Source organism: Allocoleopsis sp. (genome assembly GCF_036703385.1).
In the GTDB taxonomy this organism is placed as follows: domain Bacteria; phylum Cyanobacteriota; class Cyanobacteriia; order Cyanobacteriales; family Coleofasciculaceae; genus Allocoleopsis.
Genome location: NZ_DATNPA010000393.1, coordinates 1 through 24,687 on the forward strand (window position 1 = coordinate 1; position 24,687 = coordinate 24,687).

The 24,687-nt window shown below is 47.2% G+C and carries 15 protein-coding genes; 10 read left to right on the forward strand and 5 right to left on the reverse strand.

Going from position 1 to position 24,687, the window contains the following annotated elements; genetic code table 11:
* Nucleotides 1-409 precede the first annotated feature (409 nt).
* A complete protein-coding gene (locus V6C93_RS19425) occupies nt 410-1,957 on the reverse strand; it encodes a DEAD/DEAH box helicase family protein (RefSeq protein WP_333478317.1) in 1,548 nt (515 codons plus the stop codon).
* 825 nt (nt 1,958-2,782) lie between these two features.
* On the opposite strand from V6C93_RS19425, the gene V6C93_RS19430 reads away from it, so the two are divergent.
* The 9 genes from V6C93_RS19430 (at nt 2,783) to V6C93_RS19470 (ending at nt 16,580) form a co-directional block, all read left to right on the forward strand.
* Nucleotides 2,783-3,997 (forward strand): response regulator, encoded by a 1,215-nt coding sequence (locus tag V6C93_RS19430; RefSeq protein ID WP_333478318.1) that lies wholly within the window; start codon nt 2,783-2,785, stop codon nt 3,995-3,997.
* Nucleotides 3,998-4,060: 63 nt separating this feature from the next.
* Nucleotides 4,061-4,426, forward strand: a complete 366-nt coding sequence (locus V6C93_RS19435; protein WP_333478319.1) for a response regulator transcription factor — start codon at nt 4,061-4,063, stop codon at nt 4,424-4,426.
* 508 nt (nt 4,427-4,934) lie between these two features.
* Nucleotides 4,935-5,498 (forward strand): chemotaxis protein CheW, encoded by a 564-nt coding sequence (locus V6C93_RS19440; protein ID WP_333478320.1) that lies wholly within the window; start codon nt 4,935-4,937, stop codon nt 5,496-5,498.
* A 421-nt stretch (nt 5,499-5,919) separates the two neighbouring features.
* Nucleotides 5,920-8,757: a methyl-accepting chemotaxis protein gene (locus tag V6C93_RS19445; protein WP_333478321.1), complete on the forward strand. Its 2,838-nt coding sequence runs from the start codon at nt 5,920-5,922 to the stop codon at nt 8,755-8,757.
* A 303-nt stretch (nt 8,758-9,060) separates the two neighbouring features.
* The gene (locus tag V6C93_RS19450) at nt 9,061-12,924 is read left to right on the forward strand and encodes a hybrid sensor histidine kinase/response regulator (RefSeq protein ID WP_333478322.1); all 3,864 of its coding nucleotides are present in this window, start codon (nt 9,061-9,063) and stop codon (nt 12,922-12,924) included.
* A 97-nt stretch (nt 12,925-13,021) separates the two neighbouring features.
* Complete coding sequence (locus V6C93_RS19455) at nt 13,022-13,546, forward strand: chemotaxis protein CheW (RefSeq protein WP_333478323.1); 525 nt, start codon at nt 13,022-13,024, stop codon at nt 13,544-13,546.
* A gap of 774 nt (nt 13,547-14,320) precedes the next feature.
* Complete coding sequence (locus V6C93_RS19460; protein WP_333478324.1) at nt 14,321-14,797, forward strand: NYN domain-containing protein; 477 nt, start codon at nt 14,321-14,323, stop codon at nt 14,795-14,797.
* A 41-nt stretch (nt 14,798-14,838) separates the two neighbouring features.
* Nucleotides 14,839-15,522 carry a ribonuclease III gene (gene rnc / locus V6C93_RS19465; RefSeq protein WP_333478325.1) on the forward strand — a complete coding sequence of 228 codons (684 nt, stop codon included), beginning with the start codon at nt 14,839-14,841 and terminating at the stop codon, nt 15,520-15,522.
* Between the two features lie 509 nt (nt 15,523-16,031).
* Nucleotides 16,032-16,580 (forward strand): pentapeptide repeat-containing protein, encoded by a 549-nt coding sequence (locus V6C93_RS19470; protein ID WP_333478326.1) that lies wholly within the window; start codon nt 16,032-16,034, stop codon nt 16,578-16,580.
* A 232-nt stretch (nt 16,581-16,812) separates the two neighbouring features.
* Here V6C93_RS19470 and V6C93_RS19475 read toward each other — a convergent pair whose 3' ends face one another.
* Nucleotides 16,813-17,802, reverse strand: a complete 990-nt coding sequence (locus tag V6C93_RS19475) for a tetratricopeptide repeat protein (protein WP_333478327.1) — start codon at nt 17,800-17,802, stop codon at nt 16,813-16,815.
* 330 nt (nt 17,803-18,132) lie between these two features.
* Between V6C93_RS19475 and V6C93_RS19480 the strand changes: the two genes are divergently transcribed.
* Nucleotides 18,133-19,347 (forward strand): DUF790 family protein, encoded by a 1,215-nt coding sequence (locus V6C93_RS19480; protein WP_333478328.1) that lies wholly within the window; start codon nt 18,133-18,135, stop codon nt 19,345-19,347.
* Nucleotides 19,348-19,608: 261 nt separating this feature from the next.
* Here the strand turns inward: V6C93_RS19480 and V6C93_RS19485 are convergent, their stop codons facing one another.
* From V6C93_RS19485 to V6C93_RS19495, 3 genes are all read right to left on the reverse strand, one after another.
* Nucleotides 19,609-21,960, reverse strand: coding sequence for a response regulator (locus V6C93_RS19485; RefSeq protein WP_333478329.1), 2,352 nt, complete (start codon nt 21,958-21,960; stop codon nt 19,609-19,611).
* Nucleotides 21,953-24,058: an ATP-binding protein gene (locus V6C93_RS19490; protein ID WP_333478330.1), complete on the reverse strand. Its 2,106-nt coding sequence runs from the start codon at nt 24,056-24,058 to the stop codon at nt 21,953-21,955. The genes V6C93_RS19485 and V6C93_RS19490 overlap by 8 nt, the downstream gene beginning before the upstream one ends.
* 112 nt (nt 24,059-24,170) lie before the next feature.
* A partial coding sequence (locus V6C93_RS19495) for a PP2C family protein-serine/threonine phosphatase (RefSeq protein WP_333478331.1) occupies nt 24,171-24,687 on the reverse strand: 517 nt, incomplete at its 5' end.

Genomic DNA, 24,687 nt, shown 5'->3' on the forward strand with positions numbered 1-24,687 from the left:
CTTTACCTCACCCATGAACCCTTGTGCAGGGGGTCTGGGGGAGGCACTCCGTCCCCCAGTGGGGGGGTTTGGGGGGAAACCCCCCAATCTGGGTTTTCCCAAGAAACGATCACTTTTCCCTTAAGTCAGTGACATTCTACCTAGGAGAGTAAGCAATACCGAGGGGAAGAATATGTAAATCTGTTACTGTCATCGATTGATGGAATGACTCTGTTATAGAGAACATTCCCTTCAGCCCTTGCCCTGGGGTTAGTTTGCCCATACTTACTCCTCAAACACCAGGCTTGAGAACAGAAGCCATATATCTATATTACTCTGATTTTAGTATCTTGTTATACAAAATTTGACGAAGCGCTACGATTTCATGCTATCTGTCCCATCTTGCTTCGCTGTGATCTGGGAAAAGTACTCAAAAAACAATCGGTGTGTCATCATCTCCCCACTCAGCCGTCGATTCTGCTGCCTTCGGCGTCCTCTTTTGATTCACCTCATAAATCGGTTGAGACGGAAAAATTTCTAGCTGTTGTGGCTTCAACTTCGGCTTCTCAACCTCTGTGTACCCTCCGCGCTTGCGTGGTTCCTGCTTCACCTCTGAACCATGCCGACGCAATGATGTCCCTTCCTCACTCGTATCTTCCGCAACCACCTCATACAGCAGCGCTAACTTATTATCATCGGAACCCTTACGCAACACCCTGCCCAATCGCTGAATATACTCACGACTTGAACCCGTACCGGATAAAATAATAGCCACACGAGCATCTGGAACATCTACCCCTTCATTGAGAACGTGGGATGCTACTAAGGTTTTGTATTCTCCCTCCCGGAAGCGAGTGAGGATTTCATGTCGTTCCTTCACTGGCGTTTGATGGGTAATGGCTGGGATGAGTAATTGTTGGGAGATTCGGTAAACAGTGGCGTTATCGTTAGTGAAGACGAGGGTGCGCTCTGGATAATGCTGAGTCAGTAAGTCAGTCAGAATCCTGAGCTTACCATCGGTACCGGAAGCAATTTCCTTGGCTTCCCGCTGGGCTAACATGGCTCTTCGTCCAGCTTGCGATCGCGCACTTGCCATGACAAACTTTTGCCAACCGTCAAGGCTTCCTAGGGAAATTTTCGATTCTTTCAAAAACTCGTTGCGGAGTTTGATGCAGGTATTGTAGCGATCGCGTTCTTTTTGGGACAGTTTCACCTTAATCTGAACCAGCTTGTGTTCAGCTAAGGCAAAACCCGCCAAGTCTTCCGGTTTTTTGCGATAGACCTCTGGCCCAATCAAGGCGTTAAGATCCCAATGGCGACCGTCGGAGCGATCGGGAGTGGCGGTAAGTCCTAAACGGTAAGGTGCGATCGCATATTCCGCAATCACCCGATAGAAGTCAGTGGGTAAGTGGTGGCACTCATCAAACACAAGCATGGCATACTGATTCCCTAAAGACTCAGCATGGATGGTTGCACTGTCGTAAGTGGAGATCAGAATGGGGGTTTTATCCCGTGAACCTCCCCCCAGCAATCCCACCTCGGCGTCCGGAAAAGCAGCGGTCAAGTGAGCATACCACTGATGCATTAAATCCAAAGTTGGCACTACAATCAACGTCGTGCGGGGCGTCGCTTGCATTGCCAGTTGAGCTAAATAGGTTTTCCCGGCTGCTGTCGGAAGTACCACCACCCCTCGACGCCCTGCTTGCTTCCAAGCCAAAAGCGCTTCTGTCTGATGAGGATAAGGCTCCATCTCAAAGCTGGGAACCAATTCTAAAGGAGAAAATTCCTTCGCCTCATCGTTAAAGTCAGTCCCTTCCGCTTGCAGGGCTTCCACCAACTGACGATAGTGCATGGCAAGGATGCGAAACTTCTCAACCCGGTCATCCCAAGTCGCATAATCCACCCAACTTTTCCCCCGTGGCGGTGGATGTAAAAGTAAGGTGCCCCGATCGAACACTAAAGTAGGGGTACGAACCATGTGTATTGCGACTTCCCAATTCCCCAGTTATTGATTCCCCAGTTATTTTACGTCGAGAGCAGGGGGAGAGGTTCAGCGGAAATATCAAGTCAACTACCTGATGGCTCGAACTGCATCCAAAAACTCAACTCCTAAGATTGGCTTAGTCAGACATCGTATTACACATGGAGAGAGGGGAGAGCCTAACATGCTCTTGATCGCTTCTATCTTTAAATTGTTATCGAAAAATAATTGTAATAGGTTTTAAATGGCTCTAACTAAATTTAAAATTTATCCGGAAACGGCTGGCGAAATCATGAATATAAAGATTTTCAAAAAACTTTAACAAAGAAAAAAAGAATTTATAAAGTCTCGAATTTCATTCGACATTGATACATATTAATGATAAAAATGATAGAGAAGCTTTTGTAATACAGGTATTTCAAAAGCGTATCACAGTTAGTTAAGATGAAGATGACCAAGAGCCAGAGGCCATAACACCCAAGACAGAATTCTAAATGTCCCCCAAGAAAAATTTTGGGTTTCCCCAAAAAGGCGAAAGCTTAACATTTCCCTCCACAGATAATTCTGGATGGTTGCAACCTTTTGCTTTCATTTTTCGGTCGTAAACGAATAAGATCGGCCTTCTATTTTTGAGTTCATTTTTCTCTGTTCTCTACTTTATCGAATTTCAGTAGAGCAGTGAATTTTCACGTTATTTTCTGGTGTCTAATTGTGAACAAAGGCTTTACAAAATGTATGCTAGGTGCGTATTCGAGTAATCAAAATACATCAAAACTGTTAATTTCCAGGACTTATTAGGTAATTCGTTAGGGAGAATGTGTAGTGAGAAATGTTCAACAGGCTCCTCCTCTTGCCTCGACTAGCTTGTTTACAGCTGGGAAGCAAATGCGCTTCCTCGAAACGCTGAAACGGCTTCGGTTTAGTGGCCAACTTGTGTTCACCAGTTCAAAGGAAGAACAATGGGTCTTTTATCTGTACTTGGGTCACATCGTGTATGCCACAGGGGGGATTCATCCAGTCAGACGGTGGCAGAGAAATTTAGAGGCTCACTGCCCTCACTTACTGGCTTATCGCTCAACCCTACAGCGTGATCTTGCGAGTCTTAAGACTACATCCTCTACACTGTGCTGGGAATATCAGCTGTTGAGCGCATGGGTAGCACAGCAAAAAATTACGAGTGAGCAAGCTGCCAGCATGATTCGCTCAGCGATCGCTGAAGTTTTGTGCGATCTCGTGCAAGCCATGCGCGTGATTTATCAAATCAATCAAGATAACTCCTTATCAACGCCCCTTGTCTTGGTTGATGTACAAGAAGCGATCGCAGCTGTTCAGGAATATTCACGAATTTGGCGCAATCCGACGATTGCTGATTATTCTCCTAACGCCGCACCCGTCATCAAGAGACCAGAGGAACTGCGCCAGAGGACATCCGAAGCCGTTTACCAACGACTGACTCAGCTGCTCAATGGGCAACGCACTTTGCGTGAGCTAGCCGTGCAGATGAAGCAGGATATTGTGCAAGTGACCCGTTCACTCCAACCCTACATTCAATTGGAGTTAATGGAACTGATTAGCATCCCTGACTTCCCTAGTCCAGTTGACACACCTGTTCCTGAAACGCCGCTGCTTCCGGCAGAACCAACAGGGTCACTGATCGCTTGTGTAGATGATAGTCCTTTAGTTCGGCAAACAATGGAAGCCTTACTAGTGGCAGCCGGATATCAGTTTTTAGGCGTGGATGATGCGATGCGAGCATTCGCCATCCTGTTAGCCCGTAAGCCCGATTTGATCTTTTTAGATCTAGTAATGCCGAATGCCAACGGGTATGAAATTTGCGCTCAGCTACGCAAGCTCTCTACATTCCGGGATACACCGATCGTAATCTTGACTGGAAATGGCGGCATCGTCGATCGCGTTCGGGCCAAGCTTGTCGGCGCATCAGATTTTCTCAGCAAACCGATAGATGCTGGGATAGTGCTAGGCGTACTACGCAAGCACTTAAAACAGGGTGCTCAGAGGATGAAGAGTGAAGGTTAAAAGATTGATAACCTTCAACCTTTATTAACCAATTTCTGTTGTGTATTGAATGAGGAAAATATCATGAACACTGCCCTTGTTGTTGAAGATTCCATGACCGATATGCAAATTCTGACTCGCTGTTTACAGCAGGGGGGCCTCAATGTTGTGACGGCTAACAGTGGAGAAGAAGCGCTAGTCAAACTTAACAACCAGAGACCTGACATTATCATTCTAGATGTTGTCTTACCAGGCACCAGCGGATTTGAAGTTTGTCGTGAGATCAAATCTGCTGCTGCTACCAGCAAGATCCCCATTGTCATCTGCTCCACTAAAGGAGGCGAAATGGATAAATTTTGGGGTATGAAACAGGGAGCAGATGCTTATTTATCCAAGCCGGTTGATCAGGAAGAATTCGTCCGCACGGTTAAACAACTAATCAAGGCTTAAGGTATCGTCTCAAAAGGTTCCTCTGTTCTCTATCTTTAATTGTAGTTATGAGTCATCAGTCATTTGTCATTAGGGATTTTTCAAGCCTGCCCTAATTCCTAATCACTAATGAGAGAAGAATAAAAAACTACAAAAAACGATTGGGAAATGTGGAATTAATTTGGGGTCGCCTTTAGCGTTAATCTAGCCATTAAGGGGAGAGGGTGATAAATTCCTCTCTCTCTAAGGTAGGTTTCGCTGTGACAGATAGCGACACGCTCCTTAACTATCTTGTGCGAAGAATAAAATTGTAAACCTGTACCAATTGCCTGTTTCAGCTGTCATTCTCTTGGCTTGGTAATTGGCAAGTATTCACACCTAATTTTCTCACGATTTGCACTCCATCCTTCACTCTTTCTACCCATGACCTTGCATGACCTTTAAAGGTCGCTACTTCGTATTACTCCTTACCCTAAAACTTGGCTACACCTTGGACTTTGTCTTGATATGCTAAAACCTTTCTTAATCCATGTCTAACTCTTTCTCAGTTCCAGATTCCCGATTACTACCCACGAACAACGCTGCCTCAAAAGGAATCCAGCAGTTTTTACGGTTTCATCTGATGCCGAATACAACGGCCCTATTGCCAATGGAACAACTGACTGAGGTGCTGACAATAGCTAATGGGCAAATTGTGCCTATTTTTCACATGCCTGCTTGGGTTATGGGTGTCTACAATTGGCGGGGTGAAATTCTCTGGATGGTAGATTTAGGCCACTTGGTGGGTCTTACACCTTGGCACGAACAGGGGAATAGTACTTCAGATTTTAGGGCTGTTGTGCTACAAGCTCGTGCCAACTCACCAGCACCGAATAATGTTAAGAGCGAAATGTTAGGTGTTGTGGTTAACCGTGTAGAAGATATTGAGTGGTGTAATCCCGATTGGATTCAATCCCCGCCAGCTTCCACTGTTACCCCTGAACTTGCTCCATTTTTGCGGGGTTACTGGTTGAAACCAAACGGTGAAATGCTAGTGGTTATGGATGGTCAAGCCATTATTGGGGCGATGCCAAAATCAATCCAAAACCTGTGATTTCGCAAGATAAAGTACAGGCTTCCAGCAATTTTGATTAGGACTATCAGTACATCTGGATGGTTATTAGTGGGTGAGAATTCCCAACTTTTTCTAAGCCTAGCTGTTTGTACAGCACGATAGTTGATACGAGGACATTAAATCATACCAATTCACTATGAAGTTGCACTTTATGAACCCCCGGCTGTCGCCGTCTCCTGACTAAGGGGGACTACAGGGGGTAATGAATTAAGCGCATTACTACGGAGAAATGGTATCAGTATTGTCAGGCCAACCCTATGGGTACGACTTCGCCGAACATTTTTTATTTCAATTCAATAGCTCACTCAGGTCTAACTTAGCTAGACCTTCGGACTTTCTTGTATTTTTTGTGCGTTAAAGCACTGGCAAATAATTTCCTATTTTTGATGAGGTTCGTTCGATGACTCAGATTTCTCCCAAGCCTTCCAAAAATGACGCGAATGGTCGTATTCCACCTACAAAGATGATTCAAATAGAGGGGGGAACGACGGGGATTCCGATCCCGCCTGTTTATCAGACAGGAGTAACAGAGCCCGGATTTCTGCTGCCAAAAGCACCTTTTGCAGATCGCCAAAAACAGGGTTGGCGCTGGAGCAGTCTGCGAACGAAAGCCACTGCACTCGCCATTGCCCTGGGTACCGTCCCAGTGCTACTAACAGGGGTCACCGCCTATTTTTTCGCTGGCCAATCGATCTCTAACCAAATTAACACCTCTAAAATTCAACGCGCCGTCGGTCTAGAAGACAAGCTCAAGCGATTCATGCGGGAGCGTTATGCAGATATTCAGACATTGGCTATCCGTAATTTCCTAACCACTGCTTTTTTTAGAGACAAACTAACTGTGGAGGAAAAGGAAAACCAGTTAAACTCCATTGTCGAAGCTTACAAAGTCTACGATCTCATTTCCGTAGTAGATCTCAAGGGCGATGTAATTCTCCAATCGAAAAGTGACCCCTTACCCAACCAAAGCGATCGGGAGTATTTTCAGCAGGTACTCAAAACAGACAAGCCTTATATTAGTAATGCCCTCCTTCCCGCCGTATCTGCGACTCGCGATCAGCCTGCCATTAACCTGGCTGCACCCGTTAAAGATAAGGCTACTGGTCAGACAATCGCGATTATCCGCGCCCGTCTACCAGTAGCCACTCTCGCGGATAACGTGGCAAACTTCGGTACGGACGGAGACGAATTTTATGTGCTTGACAACTCTATTGAGAAAATTTTCTTAAGTTCAGTCAAGGGCAAGGAGTTTAAAGAGGCTCTACCCATTTTCCCTGGCTTGTCTAAATTTCAAGCCCAAAGCAAGCCCAGTACTTTAGTCTTTAACGATCAGGTAGACAAGAAAAAGAAGGTGTTCGCCTCTATTAAGTTTAGAGAGTTGGAAGGCTTGCCCAATCTAGATTGGCAAGCCGTCATTGCTACACCGACAGACATCGCCTTTGCGCCCCAAGCACAATTACTCCTAGCCATAACGCTCGGTACGTTTGTGACAGCCGTTTTGGTGAGTGCGATCGCAGTTTTCCTCACTAACCGCACGGTGCGTCCAATTCTCTCAGCAGCAGGCGCAGTGGACAAAATTGGTCAGGGAGCACTGGACACTCGTCTAGAAGTCCAAGGGGAAGATGAAATTGCCGAACTGGGGGCAAACATCAACGTGATGGCCGAACAGCTACAGATTTTCGTGCAAGAACAAACACTGGCAGCTGAGCGTGCCCTCTTACTTACAAAAGTAACGGGTTCTCGTGCGTTGAGTTCGCAGGAACTGAACGCTCTTTTCGGTGAAATTTTAGATGATGCTCGCAAAAACCTCAAAGTTGATCGCGTTGTGATCTATCGCTTCACCGCTGACAGGGGTGGAGAGATCGTCGCTGAATCGGTAGGAAGAGGTTGGCCGAGTGCCCTGATCACTAAAATCGATCACTCTTTGATTTCAGACGAGCAGATTCAAGCCTCTCTAGAGGGTCGTGTTGAGCCAATCAATAACATCCTAGAGGCCAATCTTGCGCCGGAGCAGTTGAGAATCATGGAACGCCTGGAAATCAAAGCCAGCGTGGAGGTGGCGATTCTCAATGAAGGTCGGCCTTATGCGTTGCTGATCGCTCACCACTGTGAAACCCCCCACAATTGGCAACCCCCTGAAATCAACTTCCTCACCCAGTTAGCCGCTCAGATGGGTCTCTCCCTAGACCGCGTGCTCCTACTAGAACAGACAGAACAACTCGCCCAAGAACAGCGCCAGCTAAAAGAAGACCTACAAAAGCGTGCGTTGGAACTTCTCCAGGAAGTAGACCCAATCAGTAAAGGGGATTTGACCATCCGGGCGAAAGTGACCGCTGATGAAATTGGTACGATCGCAGACTCCTACAACGCGACGGTTGGTAACTTGCGGAAAATCGTACTTCAAGTGCAAACCGCTGCCAGCCAGGTAGCCCAAACCACTGGTACTAACGAAGCCTCAATTCAATCGCTATCCCAAGAAGCCTTGCGCCAAGCTGAGGAAATTTCGCTGGCTCTAGAGCGAGCACAAGAAATGGCTGAGTCGGTGCGACTGGTTGCTGCCAACGCGGAGGAAGCCTCAGCGGCTGTACTAGAAGCGTCTCAAACGGTGGAAGAAGGTGACGAAGCCATGAACCGCACAGTTGATGGTATTCTCGCCATCCGCGAGACAGTAGCAGAAACAGCAAAAAAAGTCAAGCACTTGGGTGAATCATCGCAAAAGATTTCTACCGTCGTTAACCTGATTAGCACCTTCGCCGCACAAACCAACCTGCTAGCGCTGAACGCCAGTATTGAGGCAGCACGCGCAGGGGAAGAAGGACGAGGCTTCGCAGTGGTTGCGGACGAAGTGCGATCGCTAGCACGGCAATCAGCAGAAGCCACGAACGAAATTGAAAAGCTCGTTGCCGCGATTCAAGGGGAAACCAATGAGGTGGTTGCAGCAATGGAAGCGGGTACTGAGCAGGTCGTCATGGGAACCAAACTCGTGGATGAAACCCGTCTAAGTCTGAACAAGATTACAGCGACCAGCACCAAGATTAGCGACTTGGTGGCATCAATTACCCAAGCAACCGTTGTTCAGTCCCAAGCCTCAGAAGCCGTGACCCAAACCATGACCAACGTAGCAGCGATCGCCGAAAAAACATCCCAGGAAGCCACCTTTGTATCATCTTCCTTCGAGCAACTGCTAAAAGTGGCGAAAACGCTAGAAACGGAAGTGGGTCAGTTCAAAGTCGGTTAGTCAGTTGAAGGTTTGAATGTTTGAAGGTTAGTAGGTTGAAGGTTAGTAGGTTGAAGGTTGAAGGTTAAAGGTTGAAGGTTAGCAAGTTGAAGGTTGAAAGTTCGTCAGTTGCAGCTGAAGGTTAGCAAGTTCTACCATTCCGCTGATAGGACACTACATATAGCTCCTCCGAACTATTCAACCTGCAACATTCAGTCTTCCAACCTATAACATTCAACCTGCAACATTCAACCTGCAACATTCAACATTCAACATTCAACCTGCAACATTCAACCTTCCAACATTCAATCTCCAACCCTTTGTATGGCACTCAATCCTGAAATTCGCGACCAAGCCTATCAGTTTTTCATCGAAGAGGCTCCTGAGTTGTTGCAGGCGATCGAATCAGGTTTACTCATCCTGAAGCAGGAGAAGAACACAGCTAGCGTTCACAACTTGATGCGATTTGCTCACTCGATTAAAGGAGGAGCCGCTAGCGTAGAACTCGAAGCGATCGCTACCCTCGCTCATCGCTTAGAAAATATCTTCAAGGTACTCTACAGCGATGAGTTAAAAATCGATACTGACCTGGAAAGCCAACTGCTGCAAGCCTATGACTGCCTGCGTCTCCCTTTAATGGAGCAGATTCAAACCGGTTATTTTGACCCAGAGCAAGCCTTTGACTTAGCCGAACCGATCTTCGCTCAGCTTGAGGAGCGATTTGCCGACGCCTTGAACCAGGCTGATACTTATATCCCCACTTCGGCTGACTTGGGGGTGGATATGACTCGGTCTATTTTTGAAGTGGATGTGGCTCAGGGACTGGAACGCATCGCTGCTGTTGTCGCGAATCCTCAAGGCTACGAAGTGGCGGGAGAACTTAGGGCACAAGCTGAGGTGTTTGCTGGGTTTGCCGAGTTTCTGCATCTGCCAGACTTTGGCGCGATCGCTCAAGCTACCCTAGCCGCGCTGGAGGCTTACCCTGAGCGTGCTTTAGAAATTACGCAACTAGCGTTGGTTGATTTTCAGCAGGCTAGAGAAGCTGTGTTGGCAGGTAATGCTTCTACGACTAGCTCCTGTGTCGAGATCAAACCTTCTCCAGCTTTAGTTGCCTTAGCGAACTCTACGACCACCCCTCTAAGTGACTCGACGGCTATTCCCGCTGCCGACTCAATTGTCAATCTAGAGCCGAGCGTTGAACCTAGGGAAGAAGACATCTTCTCCCTGTTCGAGCTGAGCGTTGAACGAAGCGAAGAGACCATACCTTCGATCATTGAGCCGAGCTTTGAACCAGTTGAAGACGATCTGTTTTCTCTGTTCGAGTCGAGTCTTGAACTAAGTGAAGACACTATCCCTTCACTATTCGAGTCGAATCTTGAACTAAGTGAAGACACTATCCCTTCACTATCCGAGCCGAGTCTTGAGCCAAATGAAGACACTATCTCTTCACTATTTGAGTTTAATTTTGAACAAACTGAAGAAGCCAGGTCTTCACTGTTCGAGCTAACCTCTGAAGAAATAGAAGAGCCTATTCCCTCACTTGAGGACATCTTTGCCGGGGCAATTGCTACCCCTGAAACAGAGATGAGTGAGCCACTCACAATGCCAGAAATAGTAGCAGAGACGCAGACGACTGATGAAGAGGAAAATCTTGCGATTTCAGGAGCAATTGTTGACCCTACAACGATTGCCTTTGAACACTCTTCCGAAGAACTCATCGCTCTTGAAGCAAATACAGATACGCTAGACAGTGAAATTCTAGAGGTTGAATGGGCTGAAGTTAGAGGAATAACGGAAGAGGCACAAGCAGAGATTCCTACGTTAGAGCAGGTTTTTGGGGATGCTTTCATTCCTGTAGAGATAGACGCTCCAACTTCAAGCGCCATTGTCCCGGTGACATCCACATCCGATGCACTTCAAGAACAGACTTTCGCAGAGATTGAACTAAGTTCAACACCAGAGACTTTAGAAGTTGCAATTCAGCAGATTGAGCAAATCTTTGAGAGTTTACCAGAGCTTGTTGAATCAGGAACAGAAGCGATGGAGCGAAGCGCTGCGCCAAAGGCGATCGCTAATAGCTTGACACCCACTTCTAGCGTCAATCTTCAAGATTCGACCACGGTTAATTCTCCAACCGGAGCGAAGAGTGAAGTAGCTCCTACTCCTAACCTATCGGTGCGGGTTGATGTGGAGCGATTAGGACGGATGAATAATGTGGTGGGTGAGCTGGCAATCAACCGCAATGGTCTTTCCCTGCAAAATGAGCAACTACAGGGATCGGTTCGAGAACTGCTGAATCGATTTTCCCGTGTGCAAAATCAGGTAGCTCACTTGCAGAATCTGTCCGATCAGATGCTGATTGCTCCAGAACGTTACAGCCAAGAGGCACTACCAGGTTCTGTAAACCAGTTGGGATCGTTTAAGGTCCCCCGCTCTGATTTTGATGATTTTGACTCTCTGGAATTGGACAACTACGGTGTCCTGCAATCCCAACTACAAGGGCTGCTTGAAGAGATGATGCAGCTTGAAGAATCGGTTGATGATATTGTCTTGTTTGCTAGGGCGACTGATCAGACGTTGGAACGGCAGCGACAAATGCTGACTCAGCTGCGGGATGAACTGATGTGGGCGCGAATGTTGCCCCTAGGGGAAGTGCTCAACCGTTTTCCTCGGATGTTGCGCGATTTGTCCACGACGTATCGCAAACCCGTCAGTTTGAAACTGAGTGGTACAGCTGTGTTGGTGGATAAAGCGGTTCTGGAAAAACTGTTCGATCCCTTGCTGCACTTAATCCGGAATGCGTTCGATCATGGTATCGAGCCTCCAGAAATCCGGCAACAGCAGGGGAAACCGGAACAAGGTTTAATTGAAATTCGAGCCTACCACCGAGGTAGCCAAACGATCATTGAAGTCAGGGATGATGGTCAAGGTTTAAATCTAGAACGAATCGGTCGTAAAGCGTTGGAACTGGGATTATTGTCAGCCGAACAACTGGCTACAACACCAGCGAATCGCTTGTTCAACTTGATTTTCGAGGCCGGATTTTCCACCGCGAACGAAGTGAGTGAGCTTTCGGGACGGGGTGTAGGGTTGGACGTGGTGCGATCGCAATTGCGATCGCTAAAAGGCATGATCGCGGTCTCTTCTGAGGCTGGAGTTGGCACCACTTTTACCTTACGTCTGCCGTTAACCTTAACCATTGCCAAGTTACTCGTCTGTTTCAGTGGTTCGACAGCTTTGGCGTTGCCGTCCGACAGTATTGAAGAAATTGTTATTCCCAAACTAGAGCAGATTAAACAATCTGGAACACAGCAGTTTTTGCACTGGCGCAAAGAAATTGTTCCAACCTATCGACTGAGCGAACTCTTAGAGTATGCCTGCCCCTTACCAGACACGTCTCCCACTCGCTCCTTGTTGGCAGTACCCACGCCTGATCATTGGGCGCTACCCATGCTAGTGATTCGCCAAGAGAACACCTTTGTGGCCTTACAGGTTGATCGTCTAGTTACAGAGCAAGAACTGGTAATCAAACCCTTTGGGTCTGCGATCGCTCCTCCCAGTTCGACCTATGGTTGTACTATTTTGGGGGATGGTAGTTTAATTCCTGTCATTGATGCAACGGTTCTCCTCGATCAACTCTTAACACAAAACGCAGACGCAACAGCGACAAGCAATGGGTTGAATCTAGAAGCGTTGGGGATTGAGTCAGCACAACAGGACAATGCATCACGCAACAAGAGCCTAACTGCTAGCAAAACCGTTAAAGTACCTACTGTCTTAGTGGTTGATGATGCCGTCGCCTTGCGCAGAACCTTGGCTCTCAGCTTAGAACGGGCGGGGATAAGAGTCTTGCAGGCTAGAGATGGGCGAGAAGCGATCGAACGATTGGAGCAAAATTCAGATGTTCGTGGGCAGGGTTTAGCTACCCCATCCGTGGAACTCGTGATTTGTGACATTGAAATGCCGAATATGAATGGCTTTGAATTTTTAAGCCATCGTCGCCAAGACCCTAAAATTTCTAAAATTCCTGTTGTCATGCTTACCTCTCGCAGTAATGATAAACACCGATGGTTGGCCATGCAATTAGGTGCCAGCGCTTACTTTACCAAGCCTTACTTGGAACAGGAGTTTTTATTGGCAATCAAGCAGCTCATGGGTCAACGTACACTTGAACGGATGCCTGTGTAATTGTTAATCGTGAGATGGGGAGTTGGAAAAGAAAAAAGGCTTTTTACTTTTCCTGATGACCCATTACCCATTACCCATTACCCATTACTAAATATCAATGAACAATCAGTTAATTCACTTAGAATCTGGTGAACCTGAGATTTCACGAACTCGACAGGCAACATCAGCTTTAAAGCTCGTCGTTTTTAGCATGAACCGTTTAAATCTAGCTCTGCGGATTGAATCGGTTTATAAAGTGGTTAATCACACCTCTACTTACGGCAGTGGGATTGGCTCGATAGGAGTCGCTCATTTAGGCGAGGATGAAATCACTGTTGTAGACTTGCATCGGCAATTTTTTAAATCTAACCTAATCAGCGAATCTAACCCAAGCGGTTATCTGGTTGTTGTTCAAAATACAATGGGTGAACTCTATGGCATTCCAGTCGCTGAGACTCCAGCTTTAATGGATGTACCTCGCGCGATGATTCGTGTTTTACCAGAGTCCTATCGCCGTGCGGATACGTTGGATGTAGCGAGTCATGTGGCTGTTATTCCCCAGGAGGAAGCAACACTAACTGTCTTTTTGCTGGATGTTGACCGACTCTTGCCCTTGTTCCAAGAACTCGCTGTTAAAGGGTGATACCAGTTTCATTTAATGGCGCTACAGATCAGATCCCCCCTAGCCCCCCTTATTAAGGGGGGAACACATTGAGGATTTAAAGTCCCCCTTTTTAAGCCGGAGCTCATACGAGGAGATTTAGGGGAATCTTCTAAGCGTTGCACTATTTTATGAAATTGGTATGAGCGAGCGCACATCAGGGGTTTTGCTCCCGTTGAAATGAATATCCTATGGGGATAATTGCTTATATTTTATAAACTTTGATGAATTCCCTTGACGCTGAATCCGTTGAGTGTTACAATACACATACCTAAAACATCAGCATTTAGCGCAAAACGTGGGCTGCTGTCTCATGTACAGTATATATACATATACATATAGGTATGTATAGTTTGATATGCGATTAGTTGATAGCATAGCTAGGTATCTAGCTAAGTCTTTAGTTAAAGAACTGCTTACTTAGTTAAATATATAGCTATTTTACCTACTAATTACATACCAGAATATAGATGGGTATATGTATACATACATATACTGTATGTGAGACATCAGCTCACACCTAGCAACACATAAAAAGTGTTTGTAGAGTGTGAGTTGTTCTCTTTTTATGGACTTCCAGATAGAAGATTATCCCAAGCTAATGATTGAGTCGGGAGTAGCATTAATTGCTACTTCTGACTAGCTTTTGCTTGAGAATTTTTGCCTCTTGGAACTCCCTTGAACAACACTCCGTTGGCGCTAGGTGCGTGATTTACCGACGCTGTCGAGTAAACAAAAACATCAATGGAGATACAAATGAAAGTAAGACAAGAGAAAACAAATGAGCCGAAAGCTTTGGTATCGTTTTATTGGGATTGCCAGAACGTCAGAGTTAATTTAAATCAAGCTAATTGCTTACTGAATTTTGCCAGTACTCAAGGAATTGCGGTTATCAAAAGAGCCTACGCTTATTGGCGGCATGAAAACCAAAGCTTTGAAAAAGCTTTATACGAGCTTGATTTTGATTGCATAAATATTGCGTCGTTCAAGCCAAACAGTCTAGACCACAAATTAATAGCTGATTGTAAAAGCACTGTTCTCAACAATCCAGATATTAAAATAGTTATCCTCGTGTCTGGAGACGGAGACTTTGCTAACTTAGTTCGTGAATTAAAAGCTAAGGGCAAAAAAGTCATAGTTTTTGCTCAATTTCAAGTGAGTCAGAAGCTGATTAAGCTTGCTGACGAATTTTACTGGGTAAGTACAATTCCATTTTGTGAGCAAGTTACCTGAAATTGACTTCGTTAATTTTCCTAAAAAATAAAGAGATAGAAATGCCTAAACTTCCAACAATTAAAGATAAAAAGCTTCGGCTGCAAGCCCTTACTCACCGTTCCTATGTCAACGAACACCCAGATGCAGGTGAGCATAACGAGCGCTTAGAGTTCTTGGGCGATGCTGTACTTGGTTTTCTGGTTGGTGAACTTCTCTATAAGCGCTATCCAGACATGAGCGAAGCTCAACTGACTCGTCTTCGCTCTAACTTAGTAGACGAGAAGCAATTAAGCAAGTTTGCTACCCAGCTAGGCATAGGTGATTTGATCCAACTGGGAAAAGGTGCCATTAAAGAAGGAGGTCGCGAAAATCCTTCGTTGCTCAGCGATACCCTGGAAGCCTATATTGCCGCCTATTTTATAGAGTCGGGAATTGAAGCTGTCCGTGAATTTGTTCAACCATTATTTACTGCGGTTGCTGACAGCATTGTTTTCCCTCAGTCCGACAGTGACCCTAAAAATCTTGTAGACTCCAAGGGTCGGTTTCAACAATGGGCATTGGCGAATTTTGTCCAAAATCCTGAATATTTCATTATCGATGAGTATGGACCCGACCATGCTAAGGAGTTCAAGGCAGAAGTGCGTGTGAAGGGTAAAGTGTACGGTGTTGGTACAGGTCGCCGCAAACAAGATGCTGAGAAACGTGCGGCTGAAGTTGCGCTTAAGAAAGTCGGACTAGTTTAGAGTAGTAGGGTGCGATCGCACCGCCCAAATATTCCTGCATTTCTACCCAGTAGATAGCTAGCAAAGCACCTGACTAGTAGAGTGCGATCGCTTCATCCCACTCACATAACTTCACAAAAAGTCGTCCCAGTGATTACTGAGATAAACTTCTGTTAAACGATAGAACTAAAAGCTTAGGGTTACTGTAAGCTTTTGGTAAAGTTAATTACAAAACAACATTCCGCTACCACTAGTTAGCACTACGGCACTCAAAGCCCTTTGCTCTGAGTGCAGCATGTTTTAATACTTTTTCCCCAAATAACTAGCTATCTAGTCAAAGCGGACTCGACCGCCCAATTACTGCAAGTGGGTCGGGAAGTTTGACTTTGTGTGATGTGTGAGAGGAGGCTTGTTCAGCTGATAGATAAGGTGGCTGAGGTGAGTTTTTTGAACCCAATGGGATAAAACTTAACACAAAAACTCTTTAACTCAACGCCGCCTAGATGTGAAAAAACAGGGAACTAAACATTATGAAAGCACAAGACCTTTTGAATCAATATGCCGCTAGAGAATGGAATTTTCAAGAAGCGAATTTAGCTAATGCTTCTCTTAGTGGAGTCAATTTGAGTAGGGCTGATTTAAGTAAAGCTGATTTAAGTAGAGCGGATTTAAGTCGGGCTGAACTGAGTGGAACATCTTTCCATTGCGCCAACTTAACTAATGCGGACTTGAGTGGCGCTGACTTGACCGGTGCCAATTTAACACAAGTCAACTTTATCGGTACCGACTTGACTGGGGCAAACCTGAGTGGTGCAGACCTCAGTGGTGCTGATATGCGCTGCGCCAACCTGCATGGAGCGAATCTCACAGGCGCGAATCTGACTGATGCTGAACTCAGTGGTACCGATTTAAGTGGGGCTTGCTTGAAAAATGCTACCCTGACTGGGGCTTCCTTGATAGGTGCCGATTTGATAGGTGCTGACCTAACTGAGACCGATTTGATGGGCGCAGAAATGAGCGGGGAAGTTGCACATACCGGTGTCTCCCACAAATGGGTCAGTTGGAACGGTAGTTGCTGATCGAAAGTTTGACTAATTTGTGATTGATTCTGTTAAGCCCAAAAATTACCCCAGTCTTCGTGCTGGGGTATTTTCTTGATTTCGTGTTGATTCAACCCATCTTTCTCACTTAGTTTTCACGGGACGTGGAAAACCTCTGTCCTACAAGTAGAGAGGCTTTGATTTTTTCCCCTCCCTATTTGAACACAACTTCGTATCAATCCTCCCCTGAAACCTGGTCACTGGTCACTGATTAATGCCCATTTCTCTGGCGAGGAAATTGGTCAAACACCACAGCTTTAAACTGCTCATTCCCCCGCAGATTATTAAAATCTAAGTCGGTTGTAGCAAGTTCTTGATATTCAGCAGGATTCAGATAAATTGCTGCTTGCACGCTAGCGATCGCTTGTTCAACCTCACCCATTAAGGCATGACAGCAAGCCTTGTTATACCAAGCATATTCATCATCGGGTTCGGTTTCCAGCGCCTTATCGTAGCTGGTAATGGCCTCCTGATATTGGCCTAGTTGCCGCAGTAGCTCCCCTCGCTGATACCATGCCCAGTAGTCTTCGGGATGAGTCTCTAAGGCTTTGTCATAACTAGCCAGCGCGTCTTCTAGTTTCCCCCAATGACGCAGAGCGTCTCCCCGACGATACCATGCCCAGTAGTCCTGCGATCGTTGGTCAAGCGCTTGGTCATAGCAGGCGATCGCTTCCTCATAATCTTCCAACTGACGCAGGGCATCCCCTTTACGGTACCAACTCCAGTAATCGTCCGGGCGTTCTTCCAACGCTTGATCGAAACAGGCGATCGCGTCTTCGTACCTGTCTAAGTCTTCTAACGCAACACGTCCTTTGTTATACCAAGTCCAGTAGTCATCAGGGCGGACTTCTAAGGCTTTATCATAGCTAGCGATCGCTTCCTCATAGCGCTCCAGCTGCCGCAGCACAAGACCCCGCTGGCACCACGCCCAGTAGTCCGTCGGCTTAGTTTCTAACGCTTTGTCATAGCTAGCCAGCGCGTCTTCATAGCATCCCAAAACATCCAGAACATCACCTCGCCCGTACCAAGCCCAATAATCTTCTGGATTGTACTCTAAAGCTCTTTCATAGCTGGCGAGGGCTTCTTCGTAGCGCTCTTGGTCGAACAACGCATTCCCCTGCTGGTACCAATCCTCGAAGCTATCGGGTCGGCACTCTAGGGTTCTGTAGATAGCATGGGTTGAACCCCGTCTCCGATGCATCACTCTACTCATCGTCCATCACCGTACCTAAAACACTTATATTTGCTTATACAAACGGGTTTTTACCTGCTTACTCGCTAGCGCTGTGTCCCTCCTTAATGCCCTCTGTGGTGAGCATCCCACTACTTGACTCAACTGTATTGATACTGATACATTTACGCGACACAATACGGGAAATTCCCGGATAATGCAGCGATAGCAACACCATCGGAATTGATGGTGAAGGCGGTATCCCACACCGAATGGAGACAACCTAATTATTCAGGTGCAGCGTTATAGTTTATCGCACGACTACTATGACTATTATTGGCTCAAAGAATAAACTAATTCATGCTACCCACTGAGCTGTTAATAAATCGACAAAATGGGGAAACAATTATTCCCAAACGGTTGCCGATCAACTCGGAAACCTGTGCGATCGCGACAGAGTTAATCACCTGCTTCCAAAAGGCCGTAGGTAGCACTCAAGGTGACCTGGATCGACAGTTGTCGGACTTTGAAGGCGATAGTCCCGACTACCGTATCAAACGAGGTCTTGCTCATATTCTCAAAAGCAGCTTCTGCACCTTTGAAGTGGTCAGTCCCCTCGAACCGAAAGAACTGCGGCAGCGCGTTTTTACCCTTGCCGCCCAAGCTGTGCCCAGTGTCCAAGCGTCCGAGGCAACTCTGGACACGCTCAGCATTACCCTGAGCAAAGAGTTAAACCATGAAGTCTTGCCCCAGCAAATTCGTGTTGGTCTTTATGCAGATTTACAGGAGAATCGGATTCTGACCCAGTTTGATGACCCCGCACCGGAGGCACTAATTCACCGCTACAACTTATCTCAAGTGCAGGGAATCTTTTACCGAGCAAGTCAGATGGCGCTCAATGCTCATCGCAATGTCCCTGGTGAGTACAAGCTATTATTCCGCTATTTAAAGCTATTTCAGTTAATGACTTATGTGGAAGGCGACGCCGACCACGGCTTCACGATTACCATTGATGGCCCGACCAGTTTATTTAAGCCGAGTACCCGCTATGGTTTAGCGATCGCAAAACTTCTGCCAGCTTTACTGCACGTTACCAAATGGAGTCTGACGGCAACCTTACAAAGCCGCGACCCCTATAACGGCACTCCGAAAACCGGGCGTTTCAGCCTGAATGATAATTGTGGCTTAGAGACTCACTATCCCCCTGGTAAGCCCTATGACAGTATGTTAGAAGCGGCCTTTGCTAACCGCTGGGACTCGCTAAAAACCGAGTGGATACTAGAGCGAGAAGTTGACCTGATTCCCATTCCTGGGAGTGTGATGATTCCTGATTTCCGCCTGGTTCATCCTGATGGGCGTATCTTCTTACTTGAAATTATTGGATTCTGGCGTCCGGAGTACTTACAAAAGAAATTTGCTCAGGTGCGTCGAGCGGAATGCGATAACTTAATTATTGCTATTTCTGAGCGGCTGAATTTGGAGAAAGCAGGGGTCAAGGTGGCGAATGTACCCGCCAAAGTGATTTGGTTTAAGGATAAGCTTTCGCCGAAAGCCGTGCTGGAAGTTTTAGAATGATATCGAATCCGTTGGCATGGGAATTATATTTTTTTAACGCAGAGAGCGCGAAGGGGGACGCTGAGGGACGCTGAGGTTTTTGAAGAATTTCGATGCCAATGGCAATGATAAGAATTCACCAGCAGAATTTATAGCTCTTCTCGATTGGATGCGGTACACTCTGACCTCTCTCCTACAAGGAGAGAGGCTTTGATTCTTACTCCCGCAACCCTAGTAGGGAAGGGGTTGGGGGTTAGGTTTTTCGCTCTGTACTTCACGCAACTAAGAACTGCTATATTGAGCCCTCGTGAGACTTGCCACCGCAGTCGCGAGTTCGGCGGGTTCCACAGGTTTTGGGATGTGCCTCTGAAAGCCAGAGGCTAGAGCTTTCATGCGATCTTCAGCTCTAGCATAGGCGGTTAGGGCGATCGCTGGAATCTGTCCCCCTTGTTCTGCCGAAAGTTGCCGAACTTTGCGAATTAAGCTGTAGCCGTCCTCAAGCGGCATCGCAATATCGCTCACCAAAACATCTGGCTTCAATCTTGCTAAAGCTTCCAATGCCTCACTCGCAGAGGCAAATGCAAATACTTTTGCTTCACACTGCTCCAGTGCGGTGACGAGAAACTCTCGCGAATCCACCTCATCATCTACAATCAGGACTCGTACCCCATTGAGGGTTGGCGAGTTGTCGAATGGCACTCCCGCAACGGTTGGATGGACGTGTCCATCTAAGTGACGCTTGACGCGGACAGGAATGAGCGGCAGCTTAACGGTAAAGGTGGCACCCTTGCCTTCACCTTCACTATGAGCACGCACGGTTCCGCCGTGCAGTTCAACTAAGTGTCGTACAATGGCTAGCCCCAGTCCTAGACCGCTATAGACTCTGGTGCTAGAACTATCAGCTTGCCGAAAGCGCTCAAAAACATAGGGAACAAACTCAGGGTCGATTCCTTTACCGCTATCCCTCACAATAATCTCAACATGGGAGTTCACGCGTTCTAATCGCACCTGAACCTGCCCTCCTTTGGGCGTGAACTTGATGGCATTTGATACCAGAGTCCAGACGACTTGCTGCAAGCGGTCAAAGTCGCCCGCAACTGAGCCTGTTGCCGGGTCAAGCACACATTGGAGGCTAATCTCCTTCGCTTCAGTGGCGGGACGTACTGTCTCAATCGCGGACTCTATGACTGAAACCAGTTCAACCGGACGGGTATTTAAGCGGAGCTTACCCTGAATAATCCGGGAGACATCCAACAAATCCTCCACGAGTTGCGCCTGCGATTTCGCACTGCGCTCAATCGTCTGTAGTGCCCGCGCCGTCGTCGCTTCGTCAAACTGCCGACTATTGAGTAAGCGTGTCCATCCCAGCATCGCATTGAGAGGCGATCGCAGTTCATGAGACAGGGTTGCCAAAAACTCATCCTTCAATCGGTTAGCGGCTTCGGCGGCAGCGCGTGCCTCTTGTTCACGAGCCAGTAGTTGGTTGCGTTCATCTTCCGCTCGCTTACGTTCGGTGAAGTCACGCATGATTTTAGAAAAGCCTCGCAGCTGTCCCGCCTCATCTCGTAAGGGCGTGACGATGCCACTCGCCCAGAACCAGCTACCATCTTTACGGATATGCCAACGTTCATTCTCAGCTCGATCCTCCGCCACTGCTGTTTCCAGTTCTTCTTTGTCTGCACCGATTTGAAGGTCTTCAGGTATAAAGATGATTGAACTTGGTTTTCCCAAGATTTCTGGTTCTTGATAGCCGAAAATGCGTTCTGCGCCCAGACTCCAACGGATAATACGCGCTTGGGTGTCGAGGAAGAAAATTGCATAGTCCGTCACATTCTCTAACAGCAGGCGAAACCGCTCTTCACTCACTCGAAGTGCTTCCTCTGCCTGTTTACGGTCTGTAATGTCAGCTAGGACGTAAACAGCACCGATAAACGTTCCCCCATCCTGAAAGATCGGGTCTACCGTTACAGAAAACCAACGCCTACCACACTGAACCTCTTGACTCTCACGTTGACGAGTTTGCTGGACACGCGTGAAGGGAGTTGCCTCAACAGAACCCAAGGTCGATGGCATTAGCTCTTGATGCAGGCAACTAATGAGTTCGCTAAAGGGTTTGCTTAAAAGCCTCGTCATAGCGCTATTACAGCGCATAATTCTTCCTTCCTGGTTGAGAAGGCAAACTCCATCGTTCATGGCATCAAAGGTGCTTTGCCACTCTTGCGCCAAGGTGAGTGCGGACTCCTCTGCCCGTCGAATGCGAAGCAAAGCTCTAATAGTGGCAATTAATTCAATCGGTTCTACAGGCTGCGCCAGGTAGCCATCTGCACCGCTGTCTAACCCCTGTGCCTTGTCCCGACTTTCAATAAAACTAGCGGATAGATGGAGTACGGGAATAAAGGCCGTAGTCGCATTGGCTTTGAGTTGGCGGCAGACCTCAAATCCATCGATACCAGGTAGCCTTACGTCCAGAATAATTAAGTCGGGTTTCGCTTGATCGACTAAATGCAGGGCGGCTTCACCCGTAACCGCTTCAATCACATTAAACCCTGCACGTCTTAACATGCGGTTGACGGCGTAGCGATTGGTTTCGTTATCGTCTACATGCAAGATTGTGATTAACTGCTGATCAAACATACCCTTTCTCACAAGCCTTCAGTGCTATCCCCGCCTTTACCAGTGCTTCCCTAACCTGCGCGATCGCTATTTCTTGGGAGGCTGTTTCTTTAGAAAGAATCGCCACGGTGTTCTGTGCCAGATTCTTTTGCTCTTCTGTTTCAAGCGACTCTGAGGTATTAATAATGACCGGAATCTCGTTAGTTTTATTGCCACTTTTGAGCAACGATAGCACCTTGGTTCCGCTCATTTCTGGCAGGGAAAGATCGAGAATAATGCAATCAGGCTGTTCGGCTTGAGCCAGCTCAATACCCTCACGCCCATTGACGGCTTCACGAATATTCAGGTCAGTGTCACTTAAGAGTTGCCTTAACACATATTGAGATGTAGGGTCATCGTCAATGAGCAAGAGCTTTTGTTGCCTATTCCGCTTTATCAGCGTATTGATTTGGTTCAATAGTGACCATCTATCCACAGGCTTAACTAAGAAAGCATTCGCCCCCAAAGCCCTAACTTGCTTTTCATTATCAATCACCGTGACAACGAGAATCGGAATCTCTTGGGTGGCTGGATTCCCTTTTAATTCAGCAATGAATCCCCAGGTGTTTCGCTCCTCCAGCAAAATATCTAACATAATCGCGGTGGGAGTGAACAACGTCAGTGCCTGTTCGGCTTCGGAAAGTGTCCGTGCTAGGAAGGGCTGATAAATGGAATCCTGGAAATACTTCTCGTAAGTGAAAATAGTTTCAGCATTGTCCTCGACCACCAGTAGGGGTAAGCGCTGGGGGTCTCGTTCCCAAGAGACGGGCGACAAAGCTGACTCTTGATTAGAACCAGGGTAAACCAGTGGGATGGACGCAAAAAAGGTAGAGCCAACTCCCCTGTGACTGGTAACCCAAACCTTTCCGCCTAATAAATCCGCGAGTTTACGCGACAGGGGTAGCCCCAGTCCTGTGCCTTTGACCTGCCGTTGCAGGGGAGAATCCACCTGGACGAATTCTTCAAAGATGCGCTCTGTATCTTCCGGTGTAATGCCAATGCCGGTGTCGGCGACGGAGAAGGTGATTGTATTGCCAACCCGTACAGCGGATACTCGCACCTCACCAGTGGACGTGAATTTGAGAGCATTGGAAATAAAGTTTCTCAGAATCTGGGCAACCTTACCCTCGTCGGTGTATAGCGTCGGGATATCACGGGGTTCTTCAAAGACCAAAGCAATTGAAGAGTTGTGAGCCAGTAGAGGGCGCAGCATTCCCCTGAGGGTTCCGAAGAGTTCGCTCACCTCAAATTCGTCCGCCTGCACGACAATTTTTCCCGCCTCCACTTTTGCCAAGTCTAAGAGGTCGTTCACTAACTCTGAAAGCCCTTCAGCCGCTTGGCGGATAAACGTTACCTGCTTTTCCTGCTCTGGTGTTAATTCACCATCCATTCGGTCTAACAGCAGCCGAGATAGAGAAATCACAGAGTTAAGCGGCGTGCGAAACTCATGACTCATGTTTGACAAGAAACGGGTTTTGAGTTCATTGGCTCGTTTTAAGGAATCGGCTTTTTCATCCAACTCGGCATACAGCGCTACGACACCCCGATTAGTATCTTCGAGTTCGCGATTGAGCTGAGTTAACGCCTCCTCTCGCCTATGGAGTTCTGCTAAGGCGCGGAGGAGTTCTTGGTTTTGCTGCTGGATTTGTTCAAACGGATTACTCGGCGATCGCTGAACCAACTCATCCGCTATCTGCGTCAAGCGCCGCCCATTCACCACCTGAGCACGATTCGGTAAGGGTTTTCCCATCTTCACCGAGGTTCCCTGACCGGGCGCAGACTCGATCGCGAAGTGTTCCATGAGTCGCTTGGAGCCAATAATCCCTAACCCCAGTCCGGTTGCCGATGTGTACCGTCCTTCCAGAATGGCTTCTAGATGGATGATGCCTGGTCCCTGATCCCGAATCCAAATCAGAAGGTTTTGAGGCGATTCACCTTCCACTCGAAACTCAGCTTTTCCTCCCTGGGCATATTGAAAGGCATTACGGGCGATTTCCGAAACAGCCGTAGCAATGCGCGTCTGATCCTGAGCGTCAAAACCCAATAGTTCAGCAATCTGTCGTGCTCGCTGACGGGTCATAACGACATCTTGTTCAAAGTGGATTTCTATTGTGAGGATCGTTGCACTTATTACCATTTTAGATTTTAGATTTTAGATTTTGGATTTTGGATTGGGAATTTTCCCCATCACCCTATCCCCCCTCACGAGCAACCAACACGGTGACATCATCACGACCTCGGTTGAAATCTCGGTACAAAACTCCCGCGATCAGACTAGGATGTTTAGTTACTAAGCCAGGATAACGGTCTAAGCCCCACTGTGTACCCAATCCATCAGAGTGCATTACCAAAAGTCCTCCTTTGGGCCACGGATAGACAAATTCCTGAATCTTGCGAACCTCATGCCCAACCGTTCCATTGTAAGAAACCAGGTTGTTGGTTTTTTCGGGAGCTAGAATCGTGCCCGAAATGTTTCCCACCCCAGCAAAACGCACACTCAGGCGTTCAAAATCAACTTCCGCGATCGCTAAAGCTGCACCGCGTGTACTTCGCAACACGGTGTGTGCTGCCTCAACAATCTCTTTGGGACTTTTGCTCAAATTCGCTCGAAATACCCTCACCGCTTCCCGCGATGCCTGGGCGGCTTGTGGCCCGTGACCCAAACCATCTGCCACAAGCAGTAGGGTGCGACCCGAATTTTGGGCGATA